The organism is Microbacterium sp. MAH-37 (assembly GCF_009758255.1).
In the GTDB taxonomy this organism is placed as follows: Bacteria; Actinomycetota; Actinomycetes; order Actinomycetales; family Microbacteriaceae; genus Microbacterium.
In genome coordinates, this window is record NZ_WSEN01000008.1 from 94,656 (window position 1) to 120,947 (window position 26,292).

The window sequence follows — 26,292 nt, forward strand, 5'->3', positions numbered from 1 at the left end:
GACCCCGCCGCATTTCGGTATCCCGGATGGTTGTCGCGAGGCGCCACTGCGCCTCAGAGGGAGTTCGCGGTCTCACCCAGAGAGGCCGCGTCGTATTCGTCCGGGGAGGGCACAAGTGGAAGAGAACACCACTGGCGGAGGTCTTGACCGCCGCACGATCATCAAGGGTGCAGCGTGGTCGCTGCCCGTCGTCGCGGTTGCGGCCGCAGTGCCGGCGATGGCGGCCAGCACGGACACTGACCTGGTGCCGGCGCTGAGCGGGCCGATCACTCTCACGCTGAGCGCACTGGGGATTTCCGTCGCGACGATCAGCGTCGTGAACACGCTCACCATCACGAACAACGGCCCCGCTCCGACGCCCGCTACGGGCACGCAGGCCACCGTGCAGTACGACCCGGCGCTGCTCACACTGAACATCGCTGCAGTCGCGGGCGTTGTCGTCGGCGGCACCGACGGCAACCGCACTCTGTCTCTGCCCTCGATCCCGGCCGGCGGGTCGCTCACCATCGGGCTGGGCTCCACGCTGGACAGCCTGCTCACGCTGTCGGTCCTCACCGGAATCCTCGGTGGCGGCACCCCGCAGATGACGGCAACCGTTACCGGCGACAGCGTCACGGGTAACAACTCGACTGCGGAAGACATCGGCGTGACGATCCTCTAATCAACGCTTCAAGGTGGGGAGAGTTGCGCCGCAGCTCTCCCCACCTTCATGCTGAATCTGGGGGCATCTGGGGATCGACCACTGTGAGGAGACCCCTGTGACCGACCAGACCTCACCCGCCAGGTTCGACCGCCGCACGATGATCAAGGGTGCCGCCTGGTCGCTCCCCGTCATCGCCGTCGCAGCCGCCGTGCCTGCGATGGCCGCGAGCACCGACACCGATCTGGTGCCTTCGTTCGGCGGTTCGACCGAGCTGCGGTTCAACAACGACGTCGGCTCCGCCATGGCGATCATCACGACCGCGAACGCGCTGCACATCCTGAACAACGGCCCCCTGGCGACGCCCACCACCGGCACCCAGGTGCTTCTGCAGTACGACCCGACGCTGCTGACGTTGAACATGTCCCTGCCCACAGGCGTCGTCGCTGAGGGCAGCCAAGGCGACTACACGTTGCTGATGCCTTCGATCCCGGCAGGCGGCTCGCTGGACGTCACGCTCGGCCCGATCCTCAACGCGGAACTGACATACGCCCGCATACTGCAGCTCGCGCCGCCCAACGCCGCGCCGCAGATGGTGGCCACCGCGGGCGGGGACACGATCAACAACAACAACGCCAGCAGCACTCAGATCACCATTGCGCTGCAGTAGTACCTATTCGAGCGGATGCCGCTCCCGCCACCGCTCCCATACGACGACTCCCACCAAGCCAAGGCACGCCCCAGCAGTGTTCGCGATGATGTCGTCGATGCTCGGTCCACGGGTCGTGTAGAACAACCCCTGCACAGATTCGATGGTCAGGGTGACGAGCAGTGCGACGGGCATGACGAGGTAACGCAGCTTGGGCATGAGCAGCGCCATACCGACGCCGAGCGGCACGAACAGCAAGATGTTCAGCCCGAACTCGATGCGCTGCCCTGTGAGTCCCGGGATGACCTTCTTGATCACGTCGATCAGTCCGATGATGCCGATCTGCGCCGGATGCGGCCAGAACACGATGATCGCCACGGCGACCGCATAAATGATCAGCCAAGTCGAGAGTCGATGCCAGCGGGAGACCGGCGTAGGTGCGTCGATGACCTCGGCGTCGGCCATCGCGTCGAGCCCGAGTTCGGACATCGCAGCGTCAAGTCGCGGGTCGCCGTTCCCTCGTATGGGTGATGGCGGGGACGCAGAGGGCAACGGCGGCCGCGGTGGCACTACGTACTCGGGCTCGTCCATCTCATCCCCCCAACCCAAACCCAGGATAGTAGTGAGAGCCGAAGGGACTGCCTACGGTCTTCCCATCCCGTAGTACGTGTACCCCGCCGCGCGCCACTCTGCCGGATCCCAGCAGTTGCGCCCGTCGACGACGATCCGCCCAGCCATGAGCGAGGCCGCATGTTCCGGCGGCAGCTGCCGCCGGTACTCGTCCCACTCGGTGACCAACAGCACGAGTTCGGCGCCCTGCAGCGCCTCGTCACGATCCTGCACGTATGAGAGCTGCGGGCTGATCCGCCGGGCGTTGTCGATGGCCTGCGGGTCGGTAACGGTCACGCGCGCGCCGAGTCCGTGCAGACGCGTCGCAACGTCCAGGGCAGGCGAGTCGCGCACATCGTCACTGTGCGGTTTGAAAGCCGCACCGAGCACGGTGATCCGCCTGTCGAAGACGGATCCGCCGAGAGCGTCCGTGACGATCTGCACGGCCCGATCGCGCCGGCGCAGGTTGATGTCGTCGACCTCGTGCAGGAATGCGACGGACTTGCCCAGCCCCAATTCCTCGGCATGCGAAGCGAACGCACGGATGTCCTTCGGCAAGCAGCCACCGCCGAACCCGATCCCCGCGCCCAGGTACCGGTGGCCGATGCGGGTGTCGTGGCCGATCGCCTCGGCGAGCGTCTTCACGTCAGCGCCCGTGGCCTCGGCGATCTCCGACATCGCGTTGATGAACGAGATCTTCGTGGCGAGGAACGAATTGGCTGCGACCTTCACGAGCTCCGCGGTGGCAAGGTCGGTGACGATGAACGGCGTGCCGTCCTCGCCGTCGGGCTGGTAGATCTCACGCAGGATGCTGGCGGCGCGCTCCCCTGCCTTCCCCGGGCGGATGCCGACGACGATCCTGTCGGGATGGAGCGTGTCGTGCATCGCCCAGCCTTCGCGCAGGAACTCGGGGTTCCATACCAAGGTGGCACCCGTCGCCTCGACGCGCTCCGCGAGGCGAGCGGCCGTGCCGACCGGCACGGTGGACTTACCTGCGACGATGTCGCCGGGCGCGAGAAACGGAACCAGCGAATCGATCGCGTCATCGACGTAGCTCAAATCGGCCGCGCCGCCGTCGCGCCGCTGCGGCGTGCCCACGGCGATGAAATAGACAGATGCTTCGCGAGCATCCACGATGTCGGTGCTGAACCGCAACGAGCCCGCGCTGACGCCAGCGGTCAATGCCTCAGGAAGCCCGGGCTCGAAGAACGGAGCCCTGCCGTCACGGAGTGCATCTATGCGCGCCGCGTCAATGTCGATGCCGATGACGCCATGGCCCAGCGATGCCATTGCGGCGGCGTGCACAGCTCCTAGATAGCCGCAACCGACAACCGACACTCTCATCTATTCTCCCCGCTCAATTCGCCTACCCGACCACCGAACCCGCCGTTCCCACTCACAATCCACCGCAATAATGGCAACCCACCCGCCTGCGGTCCTAGCACCTCGAACCTCATCGGCGATATTCCCCTTTAGGGCCCCGTGCATATCGAATGATCGCACGAGTCCCACGTCGCCACCGATTGATCTGGTACGCCAACGCGTCACGCCAGCGGGGAACAGCGTCGCTGGAGTTTCGCGGAATATCCTTTCGCGGCACCCAAAGAGCACGGGCGAGCAAGGAAGCTCTCTCACACCATGGAACCGCCCGGATCTGCACCCACCATCCCACCGCCGAGCCGTCCTCTAAGTAAGTACGGTTGAGATCCCACATGCGTTGCTCGTGCGCGGTTGCGTCTGACAGCGATCCTACGTAGTCGAGCCGAAGCACCAGGTCACGCAGCGTCCAAAGTGCGCCACCAGCCTCCGCTATCCTCAGGAACTCACGCTGCTGTGCTGTCGTGAACTCCCGAAGGACGATCTCGTCCACGCCATCTTGTTCGCGTTGGTGGCGATTCGATCGGCTGCTTCTTCGCGCATGGAGCCCGGCAACGACAGCGGCCCCAGCTCTTGAGGGGATCGCGACCTCTTGGCCCGCCAGCTGCAAGCTGCTTCGGCCAATCCAGAGCGCGTCGAATGCACTGTCGACGCTGCGAAAGAAGCCCGGGAACATCCAATGCACGTCTATGTCACATGGCCAGTCGGAATGTATGTAGGTCACAGAATGTTGCGGCAGCAGCACAGGAGTGGCTCTGCCGACCCGTTTGTGCCACCCACGCTGCTGCAGACTCTCGCAAAGCTCGGAAAACCTGCTCGGCTCGACCAGTATGTCGGCATCTGCGGCCACGCGTGGAGACCTCAACTGATAGTGATCAGCGACGGGCCCCTTTATCGAAAGCGCACGAACACCAAGGTCTCGTGCAAGCGATGACACCAGTGCGTGTGCGATTTCTCCTGCCTCGCCGACGCTCAATTGTGCTTCCATCCTGGCCACCTCACCTATGCGCCGAAACTCCTTTGAACTTACCGTGTCAGAGGCTCCGCGAAGCCGCCGCCTGCTCCAGTGCCGCGTCCGATGCACAAGGTCCTTCGGCACAACGCTCCTCGGCATCAACCGACGCCTACCTCCGCCGACACCAACAACGACGCCGCTGTGCATGTCATGAGTGTCGCGAGCGGGTCGTATATGTTAGACACAGTGCGTCCGTACAGCGCGCAACGGAACACTGGGGGTGCAGTTGGAGCCGTACCTACTCATAGCCGCGCTCGCCATTTGCGCTACTGGACTCGCGAACGTGCACCACGCAAGTCTGATGCGCCAGAGAGCACGCTCCCATCATGAGACTCGCACAACCCGAGGTTGGCACTTTAACCTTCTCGATCTCATCGCCCTTGCTGCGCTGGTGACCTTGCCCGCGCTGAGGGCGGACACTGTCGGCACAGACACCATCGTCTACCACCGGCTCTTCGATGCAGTCCCAGCCGAAGCATCCCTCCAGGACGCGCTCACGATCATTCCGCAGGAGTCGGGGTTCGTGGTGCTGATATTTGTCATCAAACTTTTCGGCGGGTCGTTCCATACTTTGCTTTGGATCTCGTCTGCTCTTGCCGTTGTCCCGGCATACGTCGCGATCAAACGCCGCTCTCTTGACACGACGCTAGCAATAGCCTTGTACACGCTCCTTGGCTTCTACTTCGCGACATTCAATACTATCCGTCAGAGCATCGCAATTAGCCTGATCTTCCTTGGAGCAACATACCTCGTCCGCCGCAAAGGTTGGGTGCCATTCCTAATCTTTGGCGCAATCGCAACCTCGTTTCATACGTCCGCCATCATCGCAGTAATTGCTTACCTCCTCGCCACCAGATGGCGCGTAACGACGCGCAACTTCATTTTCGCCTCCGTGATGGCAATCGCCCTCACCGCGGCTATCTGGGCTTCGCCATGGCTCGCCTCGCTTCTCTACTGGGTGGATCCAAGTTACGTCTACTACGTCGACGAAAGAATCGCCGCCGGTCTCGGACTTTATCTAATCATCGCTGCCCGCGCTGCCTTACTAATATACGGGTTCAGCTTGAAGCCGCAGGGCGATGCGATGAAATATGCCGCATGGTCAGCCATCGGTGTCATGTGCATAATCGTCGGAACTCAGTCAATCATCGCATCACGTCTGGGTGGCTACTTCCTAATTTGCCTCTGCCTCTTCATCCCCAATGTAATGGCCGAGCGCCATGTGTCCAAGACAATCCGTTACTCGCTAATCGGTATCAGCGCGGTTTATGCAGCGTTCTATTTGGAAAACTATGGAGACCTGACCCCATACGTAACCGCCCATGCTGCGTAACCGCCACGCCCTCGCCACCTCAGAACCTCTCACCTGCGACTACCTAGGATGATCCCATGCGGACACCATCGAACTACCTGATCTTGTCGAGCCTGATCCGGTACGCATCGCAGTTTTCGCTGACATTCATCTTCGCCCAAACGCTGGGGCCTGAAGCTGTCGGCACCTTCTCGCTATCTCTAGCCATCGCTTCGCCCATCTACCTTTTCGCAGGCTGGGGACTGCGCCGCCTGATATTGACTTTGTCTCGAGACGTTTCCTATCGAACGTATCGCACAATCAGAACAGTCCTGTCGGTGCTGGCATTCGCAATTGTATGCGCCATCGGCTTCTTCTTTGCCCCCTCCCATCTCGACGCCATCACACTCGTCGCTCTGATCAAGCTTTCTGAGCTGTACCTTGACTGGGCCAACACTTACCTGCAGAAAGCTTCGCTCTACTCGGGGATCGTGATCCTCGCCGGAGTCAACGCAATCGTCACGATCTCGTCCGTAACGATCCTCGGAATCATCACGAAGGATCTGAGGTACACGCTCCTGGGCGCTGCGGTAGCTATCTCGATCGCGACCACGGTCACGGTGATGTACAGCGTGCGTCGCGCCGTCTCTGAAGCGGAACGTGAAGAACCGATCTCCCGTCCTGACGTCTGGCTGGTCCTTCGAAGCGGCTTTCCGCTCGCAGTAGCGGCGATGGCGACCGTGCTGTTGCAGACCGTCCCGCAGTACCTGTTGGCTGCAACCAACGGTACTAGCGCTGTGGGTCTATTCGCCGTCCTGATGTACCTGACGTTCTTCTCGGAGATCGTCCTAAACGGTCACGCCCAGGCATGGATACCTGTCGCGCGAAAGATCTATGCCGAAGCACCTCAGGCCCTGTCCGTGCAGCAGGCACTTCGCGCGGCACGTGGAAGCTCGCTCATCTCGATCGGAGTATCCGCTCTGGCGATACTCGGCGCGTTCCTGCTTTACCCGTTAGTCTTCGGCGAATTCTTCGCAATGAAAATCGATTACGTGCCCCCGCTAATGCTCATCGCGGCATGCCAGCCACTCCTCTTTTTTTGCTCGACCGCACTTTCCGTGCACAACAGTTATTTCAAGCAATTGATCAGCTCCGTGATCGCGATTATCACAACTGCCGCGGTCGGAGCGCTGATTATCCCCACCAACGGCGCGACCGGGGCGCTCTGGGCGTATGCGGGCGCCGTAATCGTCCGCACAATGGTATCTGCTATTCAACTATCGGCGAGTGCACGATCAGGAAGGTCAACCGATGAATGAACCCCGAAAGTGGGTCGTGCTCAGTAGCGGCAATGGCTCGACGAATTTGGGCGATGAGGCAATGTGGATTTCTGCTGCACAGGCTGTTCGGCAGCATGACCCCACGGCAGCGATAGTGACCGACGCATCCAAGTTATGGCTCAGCCCTATACCAGGCGTTACGTCTCATCCCTTCTTCCACGGTGCCCTCCGCCGCGGGACTCGACTGTCTCCCGAGCTACGACAGAAGGTACCGCTCCTAGATTCGCTCATCTCGTTCCCCGCGAAGGAACACGAGGCCGTCAAGCAAGTGCATCGCATCAGCACCGGCACCTCCAGCACACCACTAGTCGACTTCTGGGCTGAGCAGATCGAGGGTTCAAATGGCCTCATCTTCTCTGGGGCGGGTGCGATTACGAAGGACTATGCGGTTCATGGCATCTACGCATGGTGGGCTCTAGCGTCCATGGCGCACCGCGCTGGAATACCTGTCGCATTCATCGGACAGGGCGTGGGCCCGGACATCGCCCCCAAGCATGAGTCGTACGTTCGTGAGATGTTTGAAATGGCGGATCTCATCACCGTTCGTGAAGCGCAGTCGGCCGAGATCGTCCGCGCGCTTAGTCCCAGTTCTGTCGATCCGACGGTGACGTATGACTGGGCGCTGGCGATTGAGCCCACTGCGGAAGAGCGCCAGCTCGCATCTGCGCTCGCACTCGAGAACGCGGGTGGGGCTCCGTTCTATGTTCTGTCTCTCCATCGTCGTTCACAGCACGCGCGTCGACCGGTACGGCAACTCGCCCGCATCGCCGACGAAGTTGTACACGCGGCGAAACAGCGTGGGGCCGCCGTGCTGTTCGTGTCAAACATGACAGCCGGCCGATACTCGGATGATCGAGTGACTGCCGACCTGATAACCCGCTCGATGACCCTCGGCGCAGAACCGCGCGTTGTTCGGCAGCGTTTGTCCCCAGGCACGACTCGTGCACTCTTGGGACTCTCGCAAGGAACTATCGCGACGCGATATCACCCGATCGTTTTCGCACTCTCCGAAGGGACGCCCGTTTGGGGCCTGTCCTCCGATGCGTACTACGATCAGAAACTCTCTGGAATCTCGACGTCATTCGGCGTCACCCACAACGTTTCGAGGATATCGGACCCATCAATTTCAGGCGAGTCAATCATCCGCAATCTCGGAGAGCAAGCACCAATCACTGTTGAAGGCGACATTCTCGCGTCAATTCGGAAACCACTGATTGACTTCTTGAGCAAACATTCCTGAGTGCGAGATTTGATCAAGTCAGCGACTCACGCTGCGCGAGATCGGGCACGGCGAAACATCCGCGCAGATGGGTCGTTGGGCAATCTCACCGGTGGATATATTTCCGGAGGCGACGCGTCAGCCCTATAGGGAGCGCGCCGCTGACAATACTCTTGACGATCTTCAGATAGTGCACTGGGCGCGCACCCATACGAGGGTAGTAATAGAGGCGCGCGCGTATCTCGTCGCCCCGATTTCTCAGCTTCCGCTTCTGGAAATCTGTGTTCTCCACTCGATAACGATGAGTCAGGTCCGCAGTCATATACATGCGCTTGTTCGCGATGAACATCTCTGACCATAGAGCGAAGTCTTCGGCACGTTTGTACTCCGGATATCCACCGACTTCGCCGAAATCCGAGCGGCGGATGAGAGTTGCTGGATGAATGGGACCCCGGCCTCTCATCAAATCGGATGCTGTAATCTCTCCTTCACGCCCCAAAGTAATGCCTTGACGCTCCGCTGAGAACTCTTGACTCTGCGAAGAATACACAGCGAACTCCGGGTGCGCTCGCGCGAACGACACGAGACGCTGCAGATGCTCGGGGGCGTACACATCGTCAGTGTCCATTCGCGCAATTAACTGCCCTCTGGCTATCGCTGTGATTCCATATGACAAAGAAGCAGCGAGGCCCATATTTGCAGCGTTGTGATGGACGACTATTCGCGCGTCGTCGAGTTCCGCAACGACAGCGTCGACATCATTGCGTCCACAGTCGTCGATAAGCACCAGCTCAAAATCCGCATAGGTCTGCACCATGATGCTCTCAAGGCTTGCCCTAAGTTGTTCAATAGGCGTGTTGTACTCCGACATCACCACCGAGACAAGTGGTGCGCTGGCAATCCCACACGAATCTGTCACGTCAGGCGCGCCATGCATCAGAGTGAGCAGCCCATACTTGCCGCGGTTGAAACTCGTTCACAGCACGCAGTCGTGCAGCCTGGCCCATTGAACGCCTCAGACCGGTGTCGTCAACTAGCCTGATTATCGCGTCCGCCAACGCACCAGAGTCGCCCGTCGGCGTGACGATCCCCGTAACCCCGTGCACTACGGAGTCGATACTGCCCGTCGCGTCCGAGACGATGGCGGGGACTTCCATGCCCGCAGCTTCAAGTACCACGTTCGGAAAGCCTTCGCGTCTGCTCGGGAGAACGAGGATATCCATCGCCTTGAAACAGGCTCGAGGGTCCGTAACGAACCCAGCGATATGCACCACTGCTTTGCCTTGACCTGCCCTTACTAAAGGCGTCACAGCCGCCCCATCGGCGCGGCCAACGATCAGCACTTGCAATGAGACACCTCGGTCGACGCACAACTTGATCGCCTCAGTGAGGACATCGATGCCTTTGTCGGGGTTCAGCCTTCCAACAAACCCGACTATCGGGGCATCGGACTCCGCGAGTTCCCTGCTGAGAGTCTCGTCCAGTAGAGGCATCGAAGCTCGGGCAGAGAATCGCTCGGTATCTACTCCGTGTGACGATCCTGCGCCGAGCACCAGAACCGGCGCCCTGCCCGCGACACCCAGATCCCGCATCCGCTCGGCGAGGCTGCGGCTGTTCGCGATTACCCTCGTTGAAAGGTCGACGGTGAGCTTCTCAAAGACCGCAAACAGCCGTCTGGCGAGTCCGCGGGAGGTCTCTAGTCGAAGCCCCCACACTTCGTACACGCGTTGCGGAACCCCAGCAATGTAACTAGCAAGAGCACCGATCAGTGCGGCCTTCGGGGTCGCATAGACAACAGCATCCGGCCTCAGGCGACGCAGTAGCGCAAACGCGGAAAGCAGCGAAGCCATATCCTTGAGCGGCGACGGGTCCCGATTCATCTCCAGGGGGAAGTATCGTGCGCCCGCGGCCTTGGCCATCTCTGCAACACCGGGACCGTTGCTGCAGATCAGCGCCACCTGCCATCCATCTGCCACCAGATAGTCGATGTACCCCCTCAAGAATGCTGTTGCCGTGCTACCGCTCGTGACCATGAGGCACAGCCGACGAGGGACAGCGCTATTGGCGCGGTCGTATCCGGGCCCTAGGTCACTCGACATACTCTTCAGATCTCTTCTAGCTCGGCGGGGGCTACTCGAAGCACGGCTTCGTACTTCGATGACACGATGCCTGGGGAACAGGTCAAGAAGTCTTCAGGACGGAACTCCGCGGAAATGAGTTGAGCCACGTAAAGCGACGGCAGGTCAGCTCCGGCCAGGTGTGAGAAGGGATATCCGCCACCGAATCGAGGATTGATGTCGATCACGTGACCGACCCCGTCCTCGTCGAGCAGCACATCAACATCGATCGACCCGCGGTGCTGGGTCCAGGAAGCAATCCGTCGCGCAATATCGTTGAAGGGGCCCGCGTCCGCAGATTTTGCTTGATCTGTCTCGCCCGCTCGCATTCTGATCTTCTTGCGGGCAAGGACTGCTGTGTCGTGGGCCCCCGAAACGATCGGAGCGACGATGTCGATGCCGAACTCGGTGCCTTTGATCGTTGGCTGCACCACGAAATGGTCAGCTGGAGTACTCCCGGAGGTCAACCAGGCGGCAGCCAATTCCCACCTCGAGCTGTCGACTCTCTGAAGCCCGGACGAACCGCTGCCGAATCGGTCCTTGATAACTATCTCGTCGTGCTTGTCGGCAAGAGCTGCGACCCCGGCTCTGTCGGACAAGAGCACAGTTGCTGGTGTCGAAACGCCGATCTCGATCAATGCGTCATGCATTCTCAGCTTGTCGTGGACGCAACTGTGTAAGCTACCCGCCAGCGAGAGGACGGGGACCCCCAGCGATTCGAGTTCCTCGGACAAGCCGCTTGTCGCGAGGATCTCCAACTCATAGTCGTTCACGGAGAAGAAGAGACTGGGGCGAATACGTTCAACCAACGTGACCATGGCGCTCCGATACTTCGAACTGGAGTAGGGAGGGACGACATGGGCGTGATCAGCAGCCGAATAGGCCGCCGCACGCGGATCCGCATCCGTCACATGTACTTCACCCGTAATCCCGAGACGGGCGAAGGCGTCCTCGAACCACCGAATGAGGTACACACGGCGGCCGGCTGAGCCGATCAGCACTCGCATCGTTCCGGAATCATCCATCGCCATGGCCGCTCCTAATCGCCTTCCGCATGCTGATCTTCTCACCGCCAGCCGCGGTCCCCACTGTCTCGAATCCGAGTCGCTCGTACATGTGCCTCGCGATCGAGTTGTTCGCTGGCGTCTCCAGTTCGAGTAGTGCGACGCCGGCGCGTCGTGCCTGTGTAACCAGCAACCGCATGGTGTCTGCACCGTAGCCGTGTCCATGCAGATCCGGCGCGACATAGATGTAGAGCTCGGCCGAGTCCGAACCAGTACGACGAATTCCGCACATTGACACAGCCCTGCCGCTGATTCGATCGATACCAACCCAATCGTCTCGGTCCACGTCATCGGAGGCGCGGCGATACCACTCGCGCATCCCGTCGATATCGGGCTGGAAAGTGATCGAGATGCCGCTCCGCACGCGATCGTCAGACAGCCATTCCACGCGGGTAGGCAGGTCTTCTTCCCGAAGCTGCGCCAGACGTATCCGCGCTGTCACTTCTGGCCCGAAGAACTCCGTCATCGTGGCGTCACCTTCTCCGGAGATACCTTCACGGACGAATACCGCCTTGATTGTCGCAAGTATGATCCGCACATCTAGGGCGAGGCTGCGACTGTCCACGTACTGGACGTCCAAATCGAGTCGAGCGTCCCAATCGATCCCGTTTCGGCCGCTGATCTGCGCGAGCCCAGTCAAGCCCGGCCGGACTTCATGCCGACGCGCTTGGGTTGGCGAGTATCGCTCCAAATAGGAGACTCTCAGCGGGCGGGGACCGACAATGCTCATGTCGCCACGAAGGATGTTCCACAGGCTGGGCAACTCATCAATGCTCGTCGATCTGATAACCCGGCCGAAGCGAGTCATGCGATCTGCGTTGGTGATCCACCCCTTGTCAACGTCGACTGGTCGCATCGAACGAAACTTGTACAGCCTGAAGGTCTTACCACCTCGGCCCGGACGCTGCTGTGAAAACAGAGCAGGACGTCCGAGTGCGATCACGACGGCTCCGGACACCAGCAGAAGTACCGGCCCGACTACGATCAGCGCCAAGACGCCCAGGAAGACGTCGATGAACCTCTTGACCAGGTCGTAAGGCCGACGAACACGCGCCACGCCTCAGTGCTCCTTCAAGAAGTCGCCGATCGCCGCGACCACCCGCTCGCGCTGCTCGGCCGTCAGCGCCGAGCCACTCGGCAGCGTCAGCCCGCGCTCGAACAGCGACTCCGACGCTCCGTTGATCTCTCCACGCAGGTGTGAGAACACAGGCTGCACATGCATGGGCTTCCACAGCGGGCGGCTCTCGATGTTCACCACGGCGAGCGCGGCCGACAGCTCCGACGGCTCCCATCCGGTCACCGACGGGTCAACCAGGATCGACGTGAGCCACACGTTGTCGTCCACGTCGCCCTCGGCGCCGAACACCTCGACGCCGTCGACCTCGGAGAACAGCTGTTTGTACAGCTCGCGCATCTCGCGGCGGCGGGCGATCATCTCGTCCAGCCGGGCCAGCTGGGCACGGCCCAGCGCCGCGAGCAGGTTGCTCATGCGGTAGTTGTAGCCGACATCCGTGTGCTCGTAGTGCACCACCGGCTGCCGTGCCTGCGTGGCCAGGTAGCGCACGCGCTGCGCCAGCTCGGCATCATCCGTCAGCAGCATCCCGCCGCCCGACGTCGTCATCACCTTGTTGCCGTTGAACGACACGATCGACGCGCGCCCGAAGCCGCCGGCCGGACGGCCGGCATGCGACGCGCCCAGCGACTCAGCGGCATCCGCCAGCACAGGCACGCCGAACTCGTCGGCGATCGCGAGGATGCTCGTATAGTCCACGGTCTTGCCCAGCAGGTCGACCGGCACGATCGCAGCCACATGCTCACCGGCATCCGCCAGCCGCTGCAGCGCCTGACGCAGCAGCGCCGGGTCCATGTTGCCCGTCGCCGGGTCGGCGTCCACGAAGTACGGCTCAGCCCCCGTGTACGTGATCGCGTTCGTCGTCGCGGCGAAGGTCATCGTCGAGGTGACCACCACATCGCCGGGGCCGACGCCCAGCGTCAGCAGACCGAGGTGCAGGGCGGCGGTACCAGAGCTCAGCGCGACGCCGTGTGCGACCCCGACCCGGTCGGCCAGCTCGCGCTCGAACGCGTCGACGTCCGGTCCGAGCGGAGCGATCCAGCCCGAGCGCATCGCGGCGACGACCGCCGCTTCTTCCTTCTCGGTCACATCGGGCGACGACATGTAGATGCGTTCAGCCATGCGCCGGCTTCAGGTCGAGCCGCCCCAGCACCTGGGTGTCGTTGTTGCGGGGTTCCTCCGCCATGCGCGCCTTCCAGCCGTCCTTGTCCAGTCGATCAGGACTGATCGTATCGGCGGTGGTGTGCGAGATGCTCGGGTGGAACGGACGCTCCAGCGACTCGCGGTCGCCCACCAGCTCCTCGTGCAGCTTCTCGCCGTGCCGCAGGCCGGTGAACACGATCTCGATCTTCTTGCCCGACATCGCGATCATGCGCTTTGCCACCTCGAGGATCGAGACCGGCTCGCCCATGTCGAGGATCAGCACCTCGCCGGCCCGGCCGATGCCGCCGGCCTGGACCACCAGCTGGCACGCCTCGGGGATCGTCATGAAATACCGCGTGGCATCCGGGTGCGTCACGGTGATGGGTCCGCCCGACGCGATCAGCGTCTGGAACGTCGGCAGCATCGATCCGCGGCTGCCGATCACGTTGCCGAACCGGACAGACACGTAGTTCATGCTGGTCTGCTCACCCGCCCACGCGGTGAGCTTCTCGGCCACCCGCTTCGAGTGGCCCAGCACGCTGGTGGGGTTCGCGGCCTTGTCGGTCGAGATGTTCACGAAATGCGTCACGCCCACGTTCATGGCCGCGCGGATCACGTTCAGCGACCCGATCACGTTGGTCTTCCACGCCTCGTCGGGGTACTGCTCGAGCATGGGCAGGTGCTTCAGCGCCGCCGCATGGAACACCACCTCGGGCCGGCGTTCCTCGAAGATGGCGTCCAGCGTCTCGACATCGCGGATGTTGGCCAGCACGACGTCCTTGGTGTCGAGCAGGCCGTGCCCGGCCGTGCCCAGCTGCGCCTGCTGCAGACCGGTCTCGTCACGGTCGAGCATGATCAGCTCAGCGGGCTCGTACTTCGACAGCTGACGACACAGCTCCGACCCGATCGAGCCACCCGCGCCGGTCACCAGCACGCGCTTGCCGGTGACGTATCCGGCGATCAGTTCGACGTTCGTGTCGACCGGATGCCGCCCGATGAGGTCTTCGATCTCGATATCGCGCACATCGACCCCGCCGGGGCCGGCGAGCATCATGTCGGTGAGGCTCGGCGTGACCGACACGGCGATGCCCGCGGCATCCGCCCGGTCGCTCCACTCGCGCAACTGCACGCTGTCGACGCTGCCCATAGCGATGACCACTCGGGTCGCGCCGGTCTGCTGCGCCACCGCAGCGAGCTGGCTCGTGCGGCCCAGCACCGGCACGCCACGCAGCACCAGGTTCTTCTTGGCCGGGTCGTCATCGAGCAGACCCACCGGCCGGATCGGCGACTTCGGGTCGGTGATCATCGAGTGCAGCAGCCGGTCGCCCAGATAGCCGGCGCCGGCGATCAGGGCGGGCTCCGCGTCGTCGGCCGGCTTGCGCGAGCGCTCGACCGTCGCGCGCGCCACATAGCGGATGCCGAACATGACCACCAGCACGAAGGGTGCGGCCAGCAGCACCGTGGCTCTGGGCACGTTGACGCTGTTGCCGAACGGGATGACGAAGAGCGACAGCAGGATGGCGATGCCGAAGACGGTCCATCCGAGCACCTTGACCTCGCTGAACGACCCGTATGCGTAGCGTCCGCGATACAGCGCCACGGAGTAGCCGATGACCAGCTGCAGGATCGCCGCGATCACGCCGAGCGCGATCGTCGCGACCCAGGCCTGCAACGGCATCGTGAACTCGAGTCGCAGCGCGACCGCGAAGACCATTCCGAGAATCCAGACAAGTGCATCCGCCGCCGCCACCAACGTGCGGCGTCGCTGCTGCTGCACCGAAACCTTCACTGCATCCGTCTCGAGTTCCCCCGGGACCCGATCATCCCATGCCATGTTCTCCCCTTCAAGGCACTCGTGAACCCACCCGGCCTCCCAACCGAACAGCGTTCTCCACGGCCAGTTTCCCATAGCCGGTATACCGGCTGATGTCATGTTGCCAACAAAGATTCGCGGGAATGCAGAAATCACCCTGATGCTCACCCGCCGCGGACGCAAGTACCGGGACTTTCGCGCACGGCACCGGCAGAATGACGGGATGCGCGACATCGCCGCCCCTCAGGAACGCCGCCGGTTCGTCGGCATCGATCTGGCCCGGTTCATCGCGATCGTCGGGATGATGTCGGCGCACCTGCTCTCGGGCCTTGCCGCCGATCCGAACGCGATGCTCGTCGGCCGCCTGCTCAACGTCGCGGAGATCCTGTTCGTCGCCAGCACCGCGGCCACCACGTTCGCCGTGCTCGGCGGAGTCAGCCTGGTGCTGCTGACGCGCAGCATGAGAGGGGCTCCGGCCTGGCGGATCTACATCAGCATCTGCATCCGCGGCGTCGCCATCGCGCTGATCGGCTGGGGACTGATGCAGCTGAACAGCCCCATCTCGGTCGTCCTCCCCTACTTCGGCATCGCGATGATCATCGCTGCGACCGCGCTCTGGCTGCCGTCCTGGGTGATCGGCGCGATCGCCGCCGTGCTCTGGGTCTTCGGCGCCGCGGTCAACGCACGGGTGCGCGCCGGTCTCGCGGCGATCCCCGTGGACACGACGCCCAGCATCCCCGAGCAGATCGCGCGCAGCGCACGCGACCTGCTGCTCACCGGCCACTATCCGGCCATCACCTGGGTGGCGTACATGCTCACCGGCATCCTGCTCGCGCGGCTGCTGCTGCGCGCCCGGCGCGACGGCACCCTGCGGCGCGTGACCCTGTGGCTGTGGGTCGCCGGGCTGGCCGTGTTCCTGTTCCTCACGGCGATCGGACGCGTCGCGCGGTACCGCCCCGCGTGGTTCGGTCTGCCGACCGGGCTCGATGATCAGGTGCTCGCCGGGGCACGCGGGGCACCGCCCGGCACCGATCTCTGGATGCTGCTCATGCCGAGCGCGCACTCCGGAAGCCCGGCAGACATGCTGCGCACCGTCGCCGGCGCCTGCTTCCTGATCGGACTGCTCGTCATGCTCTTCGACGCCGGGCGCCCTCGCGGCGGGTTCGTCCTGGAAGCGATCCGGTGCGCAGGGGCCGCGCCTCTCACGATCTACTCCGCGCACGTGATCGCCACGGCCGCGGTCTCGCACTGGCGCACCCAGCAGTTCATCGAGGGGCATCCGGTGTCGCCCGACCTGCCGTTGTGGAACTTCGTCATCCAGGTCGCATGCGTGCTGGCGATCGGGGCGGTGCTCGCGATGCTGCGGCGCCGGGGACCGCTCGAGGCGCTGCTGGGCCTGGTCAGCGGATCGAGCCGGATCAAGAGAAGGACCGGATAAGGCGTGTTTACAGCGGGATCCGCAAGAATGATCCGGTGACCGATATTTTCGCGCCCGAAGAGGCGCCTGAGCGCACCCACCGCCGTCGCTGGCCGTGGGTCATCGTGTTCACGGTTCTGGGGATCTTCATCGCGGCCGCCGTCACCGGCGCCGTCTATCTCGGCCACCTGTCGTCGCTGTACGACCAGGCCGAGAAGCTGCCTGACTCGCAGGTGTTCCCGGACCCGACGACGCGTCCGACCACCCCTGCCGACAGCCCCGACGGCAGGAACATCCTGCTGCTGGGCTCTGACACCCGTGGCTCCATGGGCAAGAACGTCGAGGACATCCGCGGACAGCGGTCCGACACGATCATGCTCGTGCACATCCCGTCCGACCGCTCCGGCGTGCAGATCATCTCGATCATGCGCGACAACTGGGTGCCGATCCCCGGTCACGGCGAGAACAAGATCAACGCCGCGCTGTCGTTCGGCGGCGTGCCCCTGCTCGTGCAGACCATCGAGGGCATTCTCGAGGTGCCGATCGACCACGTCGCCATCGTCGACTTCGAGGGCTTCAAGGGCCTGTCCGAGGCCGTCGGCGGCGTGACGCTCGACAACGCGATCGCGTTCAAGTCCGACGGGCACGAGTTCGCGCAGGGGCAGATCACCGTCGAGGGCGACGCCGCCCTCGCCTACGTGCGCGCCCGTTACCCGTTCAAGGACGGCGACTACCAGCGCGTGCGCAACCAGCAGGCGTTCGTGAAGGGCCTCGTCGGCGAGCTCATCAGCAGGGACACGCTGACCAATCCGGCGCGCATCGCCGACTCGGTCGGGGCGATCTCGAAGTTCCTCGCCGTCGACTCGGGGCTGAACGCCCAGGTCGCCGCTCAGCTGGGTCTCGAGATGAAGGACGTCCGCCCCGAGGACATGATGTTCCTCACCTCCCCCACCAAGGGCACCGGAACGGTCGGCGACCAGTCGATCGTCGTTCCCGACTGGGACGGCCTGCGGGCGCTCTCGGATGCGCTGAAGAACGACACGGTGCCGCAGTACGCGGCGACCCAGAAGTGATCGCTCACTCACTGAGCTGCTGACGAGAAGGGCGCCTCCGGAGTTCCGGAGGCGCCCTTCTCATGCCGCAGGCTCGGCCTCATCGGAGGATCTTCCGCTCCTCGCGTCACCTTCTGCGTCATCCGGACTCCTTCTGAATGGGTCAGATCGCGCGCGAGCGCTCCCCTGATCAGACCTCGCCGATGCAGCCCTCGACGGATGCCGGTCCCGGGCCGGCATCCGTCCGCTGGGGCGGTCCGCTCTGGGGGCGGACCGAGGGCTGCATCGGCACCGCACACCCGCATGTCTGGATAATGGTGACAGGGAGGGCCACGGCCCTGGGCCTCTGGGGAGGGGACCATGAACGATCCGCGCAGTGACGCGGAGCTGCTCGACGCGCTCCGTGACGGCGACGGCGACGCATACGTCGCGCTGTGGAACAGGCATGTCGGCGCGGCGCTCCGCTATGCCGGACGCCTGTATCCGTCTCGTGCGGAGGACCTCGTCTCGGAGTCGTTCCTCGCCGTCTACCAGCAGGTGACGACCACCTCGAAGGGACCCGCCTTCGCGTTCCGGTCGTATCTGAAGGCCGTGATGCGCAACACCTCGATCCGGTGGAGGAAGGAGTCGGAGCCCCTCATCGACACCGAGCACGTCGACCGCGTGGACTCGCGCGACGCCCTCACCCTGATCGAGCGCGAGTCCGACGCAGCCGATCTGCTGGGCGCGTTCCAGGAGCTGCCGGAACGGTGGCAGCGCGTGCTGTGGCTCTCGGAGGTCGCCGCGGTGCCGCGGCCTGACATCGCGCGCGAGCTCGGGATCGAGCCGAACGCCGTCTCCGCCCTGCACCGTCGGGCGAGGAGCGGTCTGAAGCTGCGCTGGCTGGAACGGCAGGTGCCCGCTGCGCTGCAGGACGACACCGCCCACGTCGCTCGACTGCTCCCCCGCTATCTGACCGATGCCGCACCCTCGCAGCTCTCGACCGAGGTCGACGCGCACGTCTCGGAGTGCGCGGTCTGCGCCGACATCCTGGCGAACATGCGCGGTTCGGCGCTGCGGCTTCAGACGACGGCGCTGTCGGCCGTCGGCTTCGGCGCGCTCGGCACCGCCATCCCGGCCGTCGCGCCGCTGGCCGGCGGCTCCGCCGCGGCCGCGGCCATCGCCGTGACCGGAGTGACCGGAGTGACCGCGCTCACGCTCTCCGGCATCCTCGCCGCAGGAATCGGAGCCCTCACCGTCGGCGGCCTGATCGTCGCGATCACCGCCGGCGCCCTCGCGCCACCTGTTCCGCAGACGGAACCGGTGCAGGATGTCGCGTCAGTGGCCGTCCCGACGGCGCCGCTGCCCTCCCCGCCCGCGCCGCTCCCCGCGCGCACCGCGGGCCCGCCCACCGCCGAGATCGACGCTCCGCCGGGCGAACCCCGCACCGGGCGGCACAACGACGATCCGTCCATCGAATCCGTGGATCTGGTGATCGATCCTGCTCTGCTGCCGACCCCGCCCGTGCGTCCTCAGCCGGCGGGGCCGAACGTCCCGGGTCCGGGCCAGACGACCGGCGAGCCCACGCCGCAGCCGTCTCCCGGCGGAGGCACGACCGAGCCGGTGTCCCCCGCGCCCGGAGTGCTCACGGCGTCCGAGTCCACGGGCTACCTGGCACCTGTCATCCGCGGCCAGGCGACATCCGGATCGAGCGTTGCCGTGCAGATCGACGGCACGCGCTACGCCCCTGAGGTCGCGACCGACGGCACATGGAGCTTCGATCCCCGCGGCCTCGAACTTCCCGCGGGAACCCACGAGTACCAGGTCTGGGCGTATGACAGCGTGATCTCCTCGCCCGTGACGACGGGCACGTTGACGGTGCTCCCGATCGTCGTGAGCGGCTTCGAGGAGCTCACCGGATTCGAGGACATGATGGTCTCCGAAGCGCAGACGACCGGCGTCGTGATCGCCGCCACCGGTCCCGCGAACGGCACCATCTTCGTGACGTCGATGGAGGGGCATTCCGCGCTGATTCCCCTCGACGAGACCGGCCACACGGTGAAGCGTCTGCGGATGAACTCCTACGGCTGGTATTACTTCACGTTCCGTGCCCTCGACGCCGACGGCTACTGGGGGCCTCCCGTCGAGGAGGCGGTCGACGTCTACGACCCCGACATCATCTTCGACCCGTGGGGGCCGAGCGCCGAGGACATGACGTTCGACTTCGTCGATCCCTGAGTCGAAGACAGAAGCGGCGCCTCCCGTTCTCGGGAGACGCCGCTTCTTCGAGGTCTGTGCGGTCAGAGCGCGAGGCGCTCCTTGACCACGACCGCCAGTCGGTCTGCGCAGTCGCGAGCCGTCTCGGCATCCGCCGCCTCGACCATCACGCGCACGAGAGGCTCGGTGCCGGAGGCGCGCAGCAGCACGCGACCGGTGTCACCCAGCAGCTCCTCGCATTCGTGCACAGCGGCGGCCACGCCCTCATCGTCGACGCGGTTCTTGTCGACGCCCTTCACGTTCACGAGAACCTGCGGATACACGGTCATGACCGACGCCAGCTCGGCGAGAGACTTGCCGGTGCGCGCCATCTCGGCCACGATGTGCAGGCCGGTGAGCACGCCGTCGCCGGTGGTGGCGAAGTCGCTCATGATCACGTGACCGGACTGCTCACCGCCCAGCGAGAAGCCGTTGGCGTTCATGTCCTCGAGCACGTAGCGGTCGCCGACGGCGGTCTGACGCACCGTGATGCCGTGCTCGCGCATCGCGACGTGCAGGCCCAGGTTGCTCATCACCGTGGCGACGAGCGTGTCGTCCTTGAGCTTGCCGCGCTGCTTCATCGACACGGCGAGGATCGCCATGATCTGGTCGCCGTCGACGACGTTGCCATCGGCGTCGACCGCCAGGCAGCGGTCGGCGTCGCCGTCGTGCGCGATGCCGACATCCGCCCCGACACGCACGACCTCGGCGGCCAGCTTGTCGAGGTGGGTCGATCCCACGCCGTCGTTGATGTTGATGCCGTCGGGATCGGCGCCGATCACGGTCACCTTCGCGCCCGCGGTGCGGAACGCCTCGGGCGAGGCGCCGGATGCTGCGCCGTTGGCGCAGTCCAGCACGACGTGCAGGCCGTCCAGGCGGTGCGGCAGCGAGGCCAGCAGGTGCAGGACGTAACGGTCCTCAGCATCCGAGAAGCGGCTCACGCGACCCACCTCGGCGCCCTGCGGCTCGAGCTTGGGACCGGACATCGCCTCTTCGATGCGCTGCTCCACGACATCCGGCAGCTTCACTCCGCCACGGGCGAAGATCTTGATGCCGTTGTCAGGTGCCGGGTTGTGCGACGCCGAGATCATCACGCCGAAGTCGGCGTCGATGTCGGAGATCAGGAACGCGGCGGCCGGGGTCGGCAGCGTGCCGGCATCCAGCACGTCGACGCCCGACGAGGCTAGACCTGCCTCGACGGCGGCGCTGAGGAAGTGCCCCGAGATGCGGGGGTCGCGGGCGACCACCGCAGTGAGGCGCTTGCCGGCGGCCTTGCGAGCCTCGGCAATACGGCCCTGGCCCAGGACGACAGCAGTCGCCTGGGCCAGGGTGAGCGCAAGTCCGGCGGTGAGGGTCTCGCCATTGGCGAGACCCCGCACGCCGTCTGTACCGAACAGTGCCATGTAGGACTGTGTGCGGATCAGCGCTTCGAGTACTGAGGAGCCTTGCGGGCCTTCTTGAGACCGGCCTTCTTGCGCTCGATGACGCGGGCGTCGCGCGAGAGGAAGCCGGCCTTCTTCAGGGTCGGGCGGTTGTTCTCGGCGTCGATCTCGTTCAGCGCACGGGCGATGCCCAGACGCAGAGCGCCGGCCTGGCCGGAGTCGCCGCCACCCGAGATGCGGGCGATGACGTCGTAGGCGCCGGTGAGGTTCAGAACCGTGAACGGGTCGGTGATCAGCTGCTGGTGCAGCTTGTTCGGGAAGTAGTCCTCGAGGGTACGGCCGTTGACCGTGATCACGCCGGAGCCGGGGACGAGGCGCACGCGGGCGATGGCCTGCTTGCGACGGCCCACGGCTGCGCCCGGGACGCTGAGAACGCGCGGAGCGGCGGTCTCGACGACCTCGGACTCAGGAGTCGAGGTGGTGAAGTTCTGCGGGAATTCGGTGGAGTCCTGGATGTCAGCCACGAGTATGTCCTTAGTGAGAAACGGCGCTTACTGGGCGACCTGGTCGAGGGTGTACGGCGTGGGCTGCTGCGCGGAGTGCGGGTGCTCGGCACCGGCGTACACCTTCAGCTTGGTGAGCTGCTGAGCGCCCAGCTTGTTCTTCGGGAGCATGCCGCGGACGGCCTTCTCCACGGCGCGAACCGGGTTCTTCTCGAGAAGCTCGGAGTAGGTGGTCGCCTTCAGGCCGCCCGGGTAGCCCGAGTGACGGTAGGCGATCTTCTTCTGGAGCTTCTGACCGGTGAGCGCGACCTTCTCGGCGTTCACGATGATGACGAAGTCACCGGAGTCGATGTGGTTCGCGAAGGTCGGCTTGTGCTTGCCACGCAGGAGTGCGGCGGCGTGCGAAGCCAGACGGCCGAGAACGACGTCAGTTGCGTCGATGACGACCCAGTCACGCTGAGCTTCGCCAGCCTTGGGGGTGTAAGTGCGCGTCACGATAGTGCTGCTTTCTTAGATTCGAACGGAGAGGTTCGTGAATCCCGCTCCGGGGTGGTTTCCCTCAAGGAGGGGAACACGCCAGTGGAGGGCTCACGTTCGTCGCACCCGCCAACGGACACACCGATGACAGGCACCAAAGGGTCAGCATACGGCATCCGGGGGCCGCGCTGCAAAACCGGATGTCATCGCCGACCTCCCGCCGTGCGGATCAGCACACCCGCGACCGTATCGACGGCAGTGGCGATCGCGGTGCTCACGGCACGGTGAGCGACCTCCCCACGGCCGATCGGATCGAGGATGTCGTCGCCCGCGCCGGAGCGGAGCTGACGCCGCACATTGGCCTCGGAGATCAGGTGCGCGGCTCTCAAGTACCCGGCATCCGCCAGCGGCCGGGCGACCTCGGCGAACTCGCGCAGCGTGAACACGCGCCGGGTGGCGGCCGGGAGCAGGGCAATCACGGCCTCGCGCTGCTGCCGCGTCACCGTCAGCACCAGCGCGGCATGGACGGCGGATGCCGGGTCGAACGGCCGCGCGCGATGCGACGACAGGTCGACGCCGTGCTCGCGTGCGACGAGCTGAGTGAGCCGGTCGGCGGGCGCACCGACCTGGGCGCTTACGCCGCTGCTGTCGATGTGCGCAGGGGTACCGGCCTGCGCGAACCGGCGCGCGAGGAGCGCCGCGGCGAGCGGCGAGCGGCACACGTCGCCTGTGCCGACCACGTGCACCGAGAGGGTCTGCCGGACAGCATCCGCCGGCGTCTGCGGTCCGAGCTCGGCGAAGAACGCCGCGAGCTGGGCGCGCAGATCGTCAGCCGGGCTCGACGACGCGGCCTGCGTTCGTTCGCGACGGCTGCGTCGCGACGGCGGGCTCGTCATCGCCGGCGTCCCACGCGCCGAAGTACCTCAACATGCATGTGTTGTCACGCATCCCCAGTTGCATGACCGCTCCGTCCCCAGAACGGGGCGTGTCGTCCGCGAGTTTAGCGCCTCGGGGCGCCGTGGCAGGCGGAGCTCAGTGCGCGCGCGATGCCGTCGCGCGGGTCGCCGTGACCAGGATCGGGCGGTGATCGCTCACGCCCTGCGGCAGCGTGTGCACCTGGTCGACCCGGAATCCCACCGATGTCGCGAAGTCGTAGTGCCCGCGGAACACCCGGTACCGCGTGTACGTGCGCTCGTCGCTGAGGGTCAGCATGTACCCGTGCTCACGGATCGTCGCACCGAGGTTCTCCTTGAACACCGGGTAGTTGTAGTCCCCCACCATGAGCACCGGAAGCCCGTGACCCATCTGGTCGAGCTCGGCCAGCGCGGCACGGATCTGGTGGCGCCGCAGCGAGTTCAGCGCCGTCAGCGGCGCCGCGTGGAACGACGCCGCGATGAACTCGTACCCGTCGTCGATGTCGTGCAGCCGCACCGCGACCACCCGCTCGTGCGCCGGCCGCGCGATGCGGTCGTGCAGCGACTTCTTCAGTCCGATGGTGCGCACATCCATCGCCCGGTACATGTCTGGACGGTAGAACACCGCGATGCCGAGCCTGTTGCCGACGGTGGCATGCGCGAGCACCATGCCGCCGATGTCCTCCGGCAGCGCCTCGACGTCGGCCTCCTGCAGGCAGAGCAGGTCGGGCGTGTGCTCGGCGACGAGCGCCTCGAGCTCGTGCGCGGCGGCATGCTTGCGCAGGTTGTAGGAGATGATCCTCATCATGTGCGGGCTCCTTCCTTCTCGGCCTCGGCGAGCACGTCGCCGGGCCAGGTCGTGTCACGCAGCCTCTCGCGCAGGCGAACCTGCCGCCGCTGCCCGATGAGCTCGATCAGCACAGCGGCGACGATCAGCGCGAGTGCGCTCACCAGCATCCCCGTGGGGACCGCACCCGCGGCGTCACCGGCCAGCAATGCGAATGCGGCGATCAGGGTCGAGGTGCCGAGGAAGGCGAGCGTCACTGCCACGGCACCCAGCGCGGTCGGCAGGGTGAGAAGGGCGCGAGCACGCTCGTCGTCTATGCGGCTCGGGCCCGCGGCGTCGAGCCAGCGCAGTAGCGCGCGCTCCACGCGGATCCGGCTCACCACGAACCCCGCCCAGACGAGCGCCAGAGCGACCGCCCCGATGATGAGCATGGTGCCGCCGAACAGGCTGAGCCCGTCGATGCCGCGTTCGACCGGCTCGTCCCAGTAGCGCTCATCGCAGGTGCGGCACGGCTGACGCAGGTACACCGATGCGAAGAGCACGATGCCGCCGACGCCCATCACGCCGGCCAGGACCATTCCTCCCACGCGCATCGCCGGAGAGGAGGATGCCTGCAGGATGCGCGGAAGCTGAGCCTCAGGAAGCCTCGAGCGCTGGATCTTCTCGCGGGCGACGGCGGTGGGGACGAGCCGTCGCCAGAGCTTCTCCAGCGCCTGCATCCGCGGGTCGAAGGCGCGCAGCAGAGCGGTGCCGAGCCACGAGAGCAGCACCCCGACGATGAACAACGCACCGGCGCATGCGGTGAGCACCCACGCGGCCGCGTTGTCCCACAGGCCGCCGACAGCGATCGCCAGCAGGAACAGGGCCACCAGTCCCAGTCCGAGCCAGACCAGCACGGTGCCGGCGAGCCGGACGCCGTCGGCCGGCGACTTCGCCAGCAGCGTGCGGGCCTCGAGTGGGGGCACTGCTTCGGAGTCGCTACCGTGCAGCCGCTCGACGGCCGGCAGCAGGGCGAAGCGACGCACGATCGCGGCAGCGGGCGTCAGCACTGCCAGCACGAACCCGGTGATGAGCAGCACGCCGGCCGCATCACGGAACAGGGGGTCGAAACCCTCCAGCACACCGGTCTCCTCGCTGACGATCCCGACCACGAGACCGACGAGGAAAGTCACCCAGGTCGAGACACAGGCCGTCACGAGCACGGTGTGCAACGCCGTGGTCAGCACGAGGACCGGAGAGGTCGCCTCGACGATCCTCGCCCCGGTCCGCGGCGGCGCCGTCACGCTGCACTTCCCTCCGGTTCGTCCGGATGCGTGCGCCGCGCGCGCGTCTGCTCGGCGCGGGATGCCAACAACTCATCCGCGGGGTATCCGACCTCGGTCAGGCTCAGCCCCCGAGCCGCGAGCACCTTGAACGCGCTGGTGCGGGTGAGCTCATCGCGCAGCCGCGCGACGTCGGCGACCTCGAGGCGCCCCTCCCCCACGGCCGCGCACGCTCCGACCAGCGCGCGCACCATGCTGTGGCAGAACGCGTCGGCCTTGACCTCGGCGATCAGCACACCGTGGTCGTCCCGCGTCCACCGGTAGTCCAGCAGCGTGCGGATGGTCGTCGCCTCCTCGCGGGGCTTGCAGTACGCCGCGAAGTCGTGCAGTCCGATCAGGGTCTGCGCCGCGGCATCCATCGCATGCTCGTCGAGCGTGCCCTTCATCGCGGTGGTGTCGTGCCGGCGCATCGGGTCGTACCCGCCGGTGGCGTCGGCGAGGCGGTATCGGTAACGGCGCCACACCGCCGAGAACCGGGCGTCGAAGCCCTCGGGCGCGATGGCGGTGCGCGTGACCGTGGCATCCGGATAGGCGCCGAGCGCGCCCCGCATCCGGTGCGCGAGCGAGCCTGCTGGATCGTCGGCCGCGCGGCCGTGCCGCGACTGCAGCCGCGCGTACTGCGCGTCGTCGAGGTCGACGTGCGCGACCTGACCGGAAGCGTGCACTCCGGCATCCGTGCGGCCGGCGACGACGAGCTGCGCGTCGGAGCCGACGATGCGGGTCAGTGCGTCCTCGAGCGTGCCCTGCACCGTGCGCAGACCTGGCTGCTTCGCCCAGCCCCGGAAATGGGTGCCGTCATAGGCGATGTCGAGACGGATGCGCACGGTTCCAGGGTACGGCCCGGACTCGGCTCC

The 26,292-nt window shown here is 65.1% G+C and carries 24 protein-coding genes; 8 read left to right on the forward strand and 16 right to left on the reverse strand.

Translation table 11 applies throughout. The features are described 5' to 3' along the window. Window positions 1-115 precede the first annotated feature (115 nt). Window positions 116-661, forward strand: a complete 546-nt coding sequence (locus tag GON06_RS18735) for a hypothetical protein (RefSeq protein ID WP_232528420.1) — start codon at window positions 116-118, stop codon at window positions 659-661. A gap of 97 nt (window positions 662-758) precedes the next feature. Next, window positions 759-1,310, forward strand: a complete 552-nt coding sequence (locus tag GON06_RS10840; protein WP_157312328.1) for a hypothetical protein — start codon at window positions 759-761, stop codon at window positions 1,308-1,310. Window positions 1,311-1,313: 3 nt separating this feature from the next. Here the strand turns inward: GON06_RS10840 and GON06_RS10845 are convergent, their stop codons facing one another. The 3 genes from GON06_RS10845 to GON06_RS19160 form a co-directional block, all read right to left on the reverse strand. After that, window positions 1,314-1,778 carry a VanZ family protein gene (locus tag GON06_RS10845; protein ID WP_157312329.1) on the reverse strand — a complete coding sequence of 155 codons (465 nt, stop codon included), beginning with the start codon at window positions 1,776-1,778 and terminating at the stop codon, window positions 1,314-1,316. Between the two features lie 153 nt (window positions 1,779-1,931). After that, window positions 1,932-3,242, reverse strand: a complete 1,311-nt coding sequence (locus GON06_RS10850; protein ID WP_157312330.1) for a UDP-glucose dehydrogenase family protein — start codon at window positions 3,240-3,242, stop codon at window positions 1,932-1,934. Between the two features lie 109 nt (window positions 3,243-3,351). Continuing rightward, window positions 3,352-4,437, reverse strand: coding sequence for a nucleotidyltransferase family protein (locus GON06_RS19160; RefSeq protein ID WP_378736565.1), 1,086 nt, complete (start codon window positions 4,435-4,437; stop codon window positions 3,352-3,354). A 154-nt stretch (window positions 4,438-4,591) separates the two neighbouring features. On the opposite strand from GON06_RS19160, the gene GON06_RS10860 reads away from it, so the two are divergent. Genes GON06_RS10860 through GON06_RS10870 form a run of 3 tightly spaced genes read left to right on the forward strand, consistent with a single transcriptional unit; the run spans window position 4,592 to window position 8,161 of the window. After that, complete coding sequence (locus GON06_RS10860; protein WP_232528421.1) at window positions 4,592-5,623, forward strand: EpsG family protein; 1,032 nt, start codon at window positions 4,592-4,594, stop codon at window positions 5,621-5,623. Window positions 5,624-5,679: 56 nt separating this feature from the next. Then, window positions 5,680-6,900: a lipopolysaccharide biosynthesis protein gene (locus GON06_RS10865; RefSeq protein ID WP_157312333.1), complete on the forward strand. Its 1,221-nt coding sequence runs from the start codon at window positions 5,680-5,682 to the stop codon at window positions 6,898-6,900. Further along, window positions 6,869-8,161: a polysaccharide pyruvyl transferase family protein gene (locus tag GON06_RS10870; RefSeq protein WP_157312334.1), complete on the forward strand. Its 1,293-nt coding sequence runs from the start codon at window positions 6,869-6,871 to the stop codon at window positions 8,159-8,161. Before GON06_RS10865 ends, GON06_RS10870 begins: the two co-directional genes overlap by 32 nt. Window positions 8,162-8,246: 85 nt before the next feature. Here the strand turns inward: GON06_RS10870 and GON06_RS10875 are convergent, their stop codons facing one another. The 6 genes from GON06_RS10875 to GON06_RS10900 all read right to left on the reverse strand — a co-directional run bounded on the left by GON06_RS10875 (window position 8,247) and on the right by GON06_RS10900 (window position 15,370). Continuing rightward, entirely contained in the window at window positions 8,247-9,011 is a 765-nt protein-coding gene (locus tag GON06_RS10875; RefSeq protein WP_157312335.1) for a glycosyltransferase family 2 protein, read from the reverse strand. A 49-nt stretch (window positions 9,012-9,060) separates the two neighbouring features. Further along, window positions 9,061-10,173, reverse strand: a complete 1,113-nt coding sequence (locus GON06_RS10880) for a glycosyltransferase family 4 protein (protein WP_198346679.1) — start codon at window positions 10,171-10,173, stop codon at window positions 9,061-9,063. Window positions 10,174-10,244: 71 nt separating this feature from the next. Further along, entirely contained in the window at window positions 10,245-11,288 is a 1,044-nt protein-coding gene (locus GON06_RS10885; protein ID WP_157312337.1) for an ATP-grasp domain-containing protein, read from the reverse strand. Beyond that, complete coding sequence (locus GON06_RS10890; RefSeq protein ID WP_157312338.1) at window positions 11,275-12,378, reverse strand: GNAT family N-acetyltransferase; 1,104 nt, start codon at window positions 12,376-12,378, stop codon at window positions 11,275-11,277. The genes GON06_RS10885 and GON06_RS10890 overlap by 14 nt, the downstream gene beginning before the upstream one ends. 3 nt (window positions 12,379-12,381) lie before the next feature. After that, window positions 12,382-13,515, reverse strand: coding sequence for a DegT/DnrJ/EryC1/StrS family aminotransferase (locus GON06_RS10895; RefSeq protein ID WP_157312339.1), 1,134 nt, complete (start codon window positions 13,513-13,515; stop codon window positions 12,382-12,384). Next, a complete protein-coding gene (locus GON06_RS10900) occupies window positions 13,508-15,370 on the reverse strand; it encodes a polysaccharide biosynthesis protein (protein WP_198346680.1) in 1,863 nt (620 codons plus the stop codon). Before GON06_RS10900 ends, GON06_RS10895 begins: the two co-directional genes overlap by 8 nt. 202 nt (window positions 15,371-15,572) lie before the next feature. Between GON06_RS10900 and GON06_RS10905 the strand changes: the two genes are divergently transcribed. From GON06_RS10905 to GON06_RS10915, 3 genes are all read left to right on the forward strand, one after another. Continuing rightward, window positions 15,573-16,787 carry a heparan-alpha-glucosaminide N-acetyltransferase domain-containing protein gene (locus GON06_RS10905; protein ID WP_157312340.1) on the forward strand — a complete coding sequence of 405 codons (1,215 nt, stop codon included), beginning with the start codon at window positions 15,573-15,575 and terminating at the stop codon, window positions 16,785-16,787. Between the two features lie 35 nt (window positions 16,788-16,822). Further along, window positions 16,823-17,839: an LCP family protein gene (locus GON06_RS18740; RefSeq protein ID WP_332837414.1), complete on the forward strand. Its 1,017-nt coding sequence runs from the start codon at window positions 16,823-16,825 to the stop codon at window positions 17,837-17,839. 339 nt (window positions 17,840-18,178) lie between these two features. Then, on the forward strand, window positions 18,179-20,035 hold the full coding sequence (locus GON06_RS10915) for a sigma-70 family RNA polymerase sigma factor (RefSeq protein ID WP_157312342.1): 1,857 nt from the start codon (window positions 18,179-18,181) through the stop codon (window positions 20,033-20,035). A gap of 62 nt (window positions 20,036-20,097) precedes the next feature. Here the strand turns inward: GON06_RS10915 and glmM are convergent, their stop codons facing one another. From glmM to truA, 7 genes are all read right to left on the reverse strand, one after another. Then, window positions 20,098-21,456, reverse strand: a complete 1,359-nt coding sequence (gene glmM / locus GON06_RS10920; RefSeq protein ID WP_157312343.1) for a phosphoglucosamine mutase — start codon at window positions 21,454-21,456, stop codon at window positions 20,098-20,100. A 17-nt stretch (window positions 21,457-21,473) separates the two neighbouring features. Further along, window positions 21,474-21,959 (reverse strand): 30S ribosomal protein S9, encoded by a 486-nt coding sequence (rpsI, locus tag GON06_RS10925; protein ID WP_332837415.1) that lies wholly within the window; start codon window positions 21,957-21,959, stop codon window positions 21,474-21,476. A gap of 27 nt (window positions 21,960-21,986) precedes the next feature. Next, window positions 21,987-22,433 (reverse strand): 50S ribosomal protein L13, encoded by a 447-nt coding sequence (gene rplM / locus GON06_RS10930; protein ID WP_332837416.1) that lies wholly within the window; start codon window positions 22,431-22,433, stop codon window positions 21,987-21,989. A gap of 185 nt (window positions 22,434-22,618) precedes the next feature. After that, on the reverse strand, window positions 22,619-23,311 hold the full coding sequence (locus GON06_RS10935) for an arsenate reductase/protein-tyrosine-phosphatase family protein (protein WP_157312344.1): 693 nt from the start codon (window positions 23,309-23,311) through the stop codon (window positions 22,619-22,621). Between the two features lie 136 nt (window positions 23,312-23,447). Continuing rightward, entirely contained in the window at window positions 23,448-24,134 is a 687-nt protein-coding gene (locus tag GON06_RS10940) for an endonuclease/exonuclease/phosphatase family protein (protein ID WP_198346687.1), read from the reverse strand. After that, the gene (locus tag GON06_RS10945) at window positions 24,134-25,399 is read right to left on the reverse strand and encodes a hypothetical protein (protein WP_157312346.1); all 1,266 of its coding nucleotides are present in this window, start codon (window positions 25,397-25,399) and stop codon (window positions 24,134-24,136) included. Before GON06_RS10945 ends, GON06_RS10940 begins: the two co-directional genes overlap by 1 nt. Further along, complete coding sequence (truA, locus tag GON06_RS10950) at window positions 25,396-26,262, reverse strand: tRNA pseudouridine(38-40) synthase TruA (RefSeq protein WP_332837417.1); 867 nt, start codon at window positions 26,260-26,262, stop codon at window positions 25,396-25,398. The genes GON06_RS10945 and truA overlap by 4 nt, the downstream gene beginning before the upstream one ends. Window positions 26,263-26,292 lie beyond the last annotated feature (30 nt).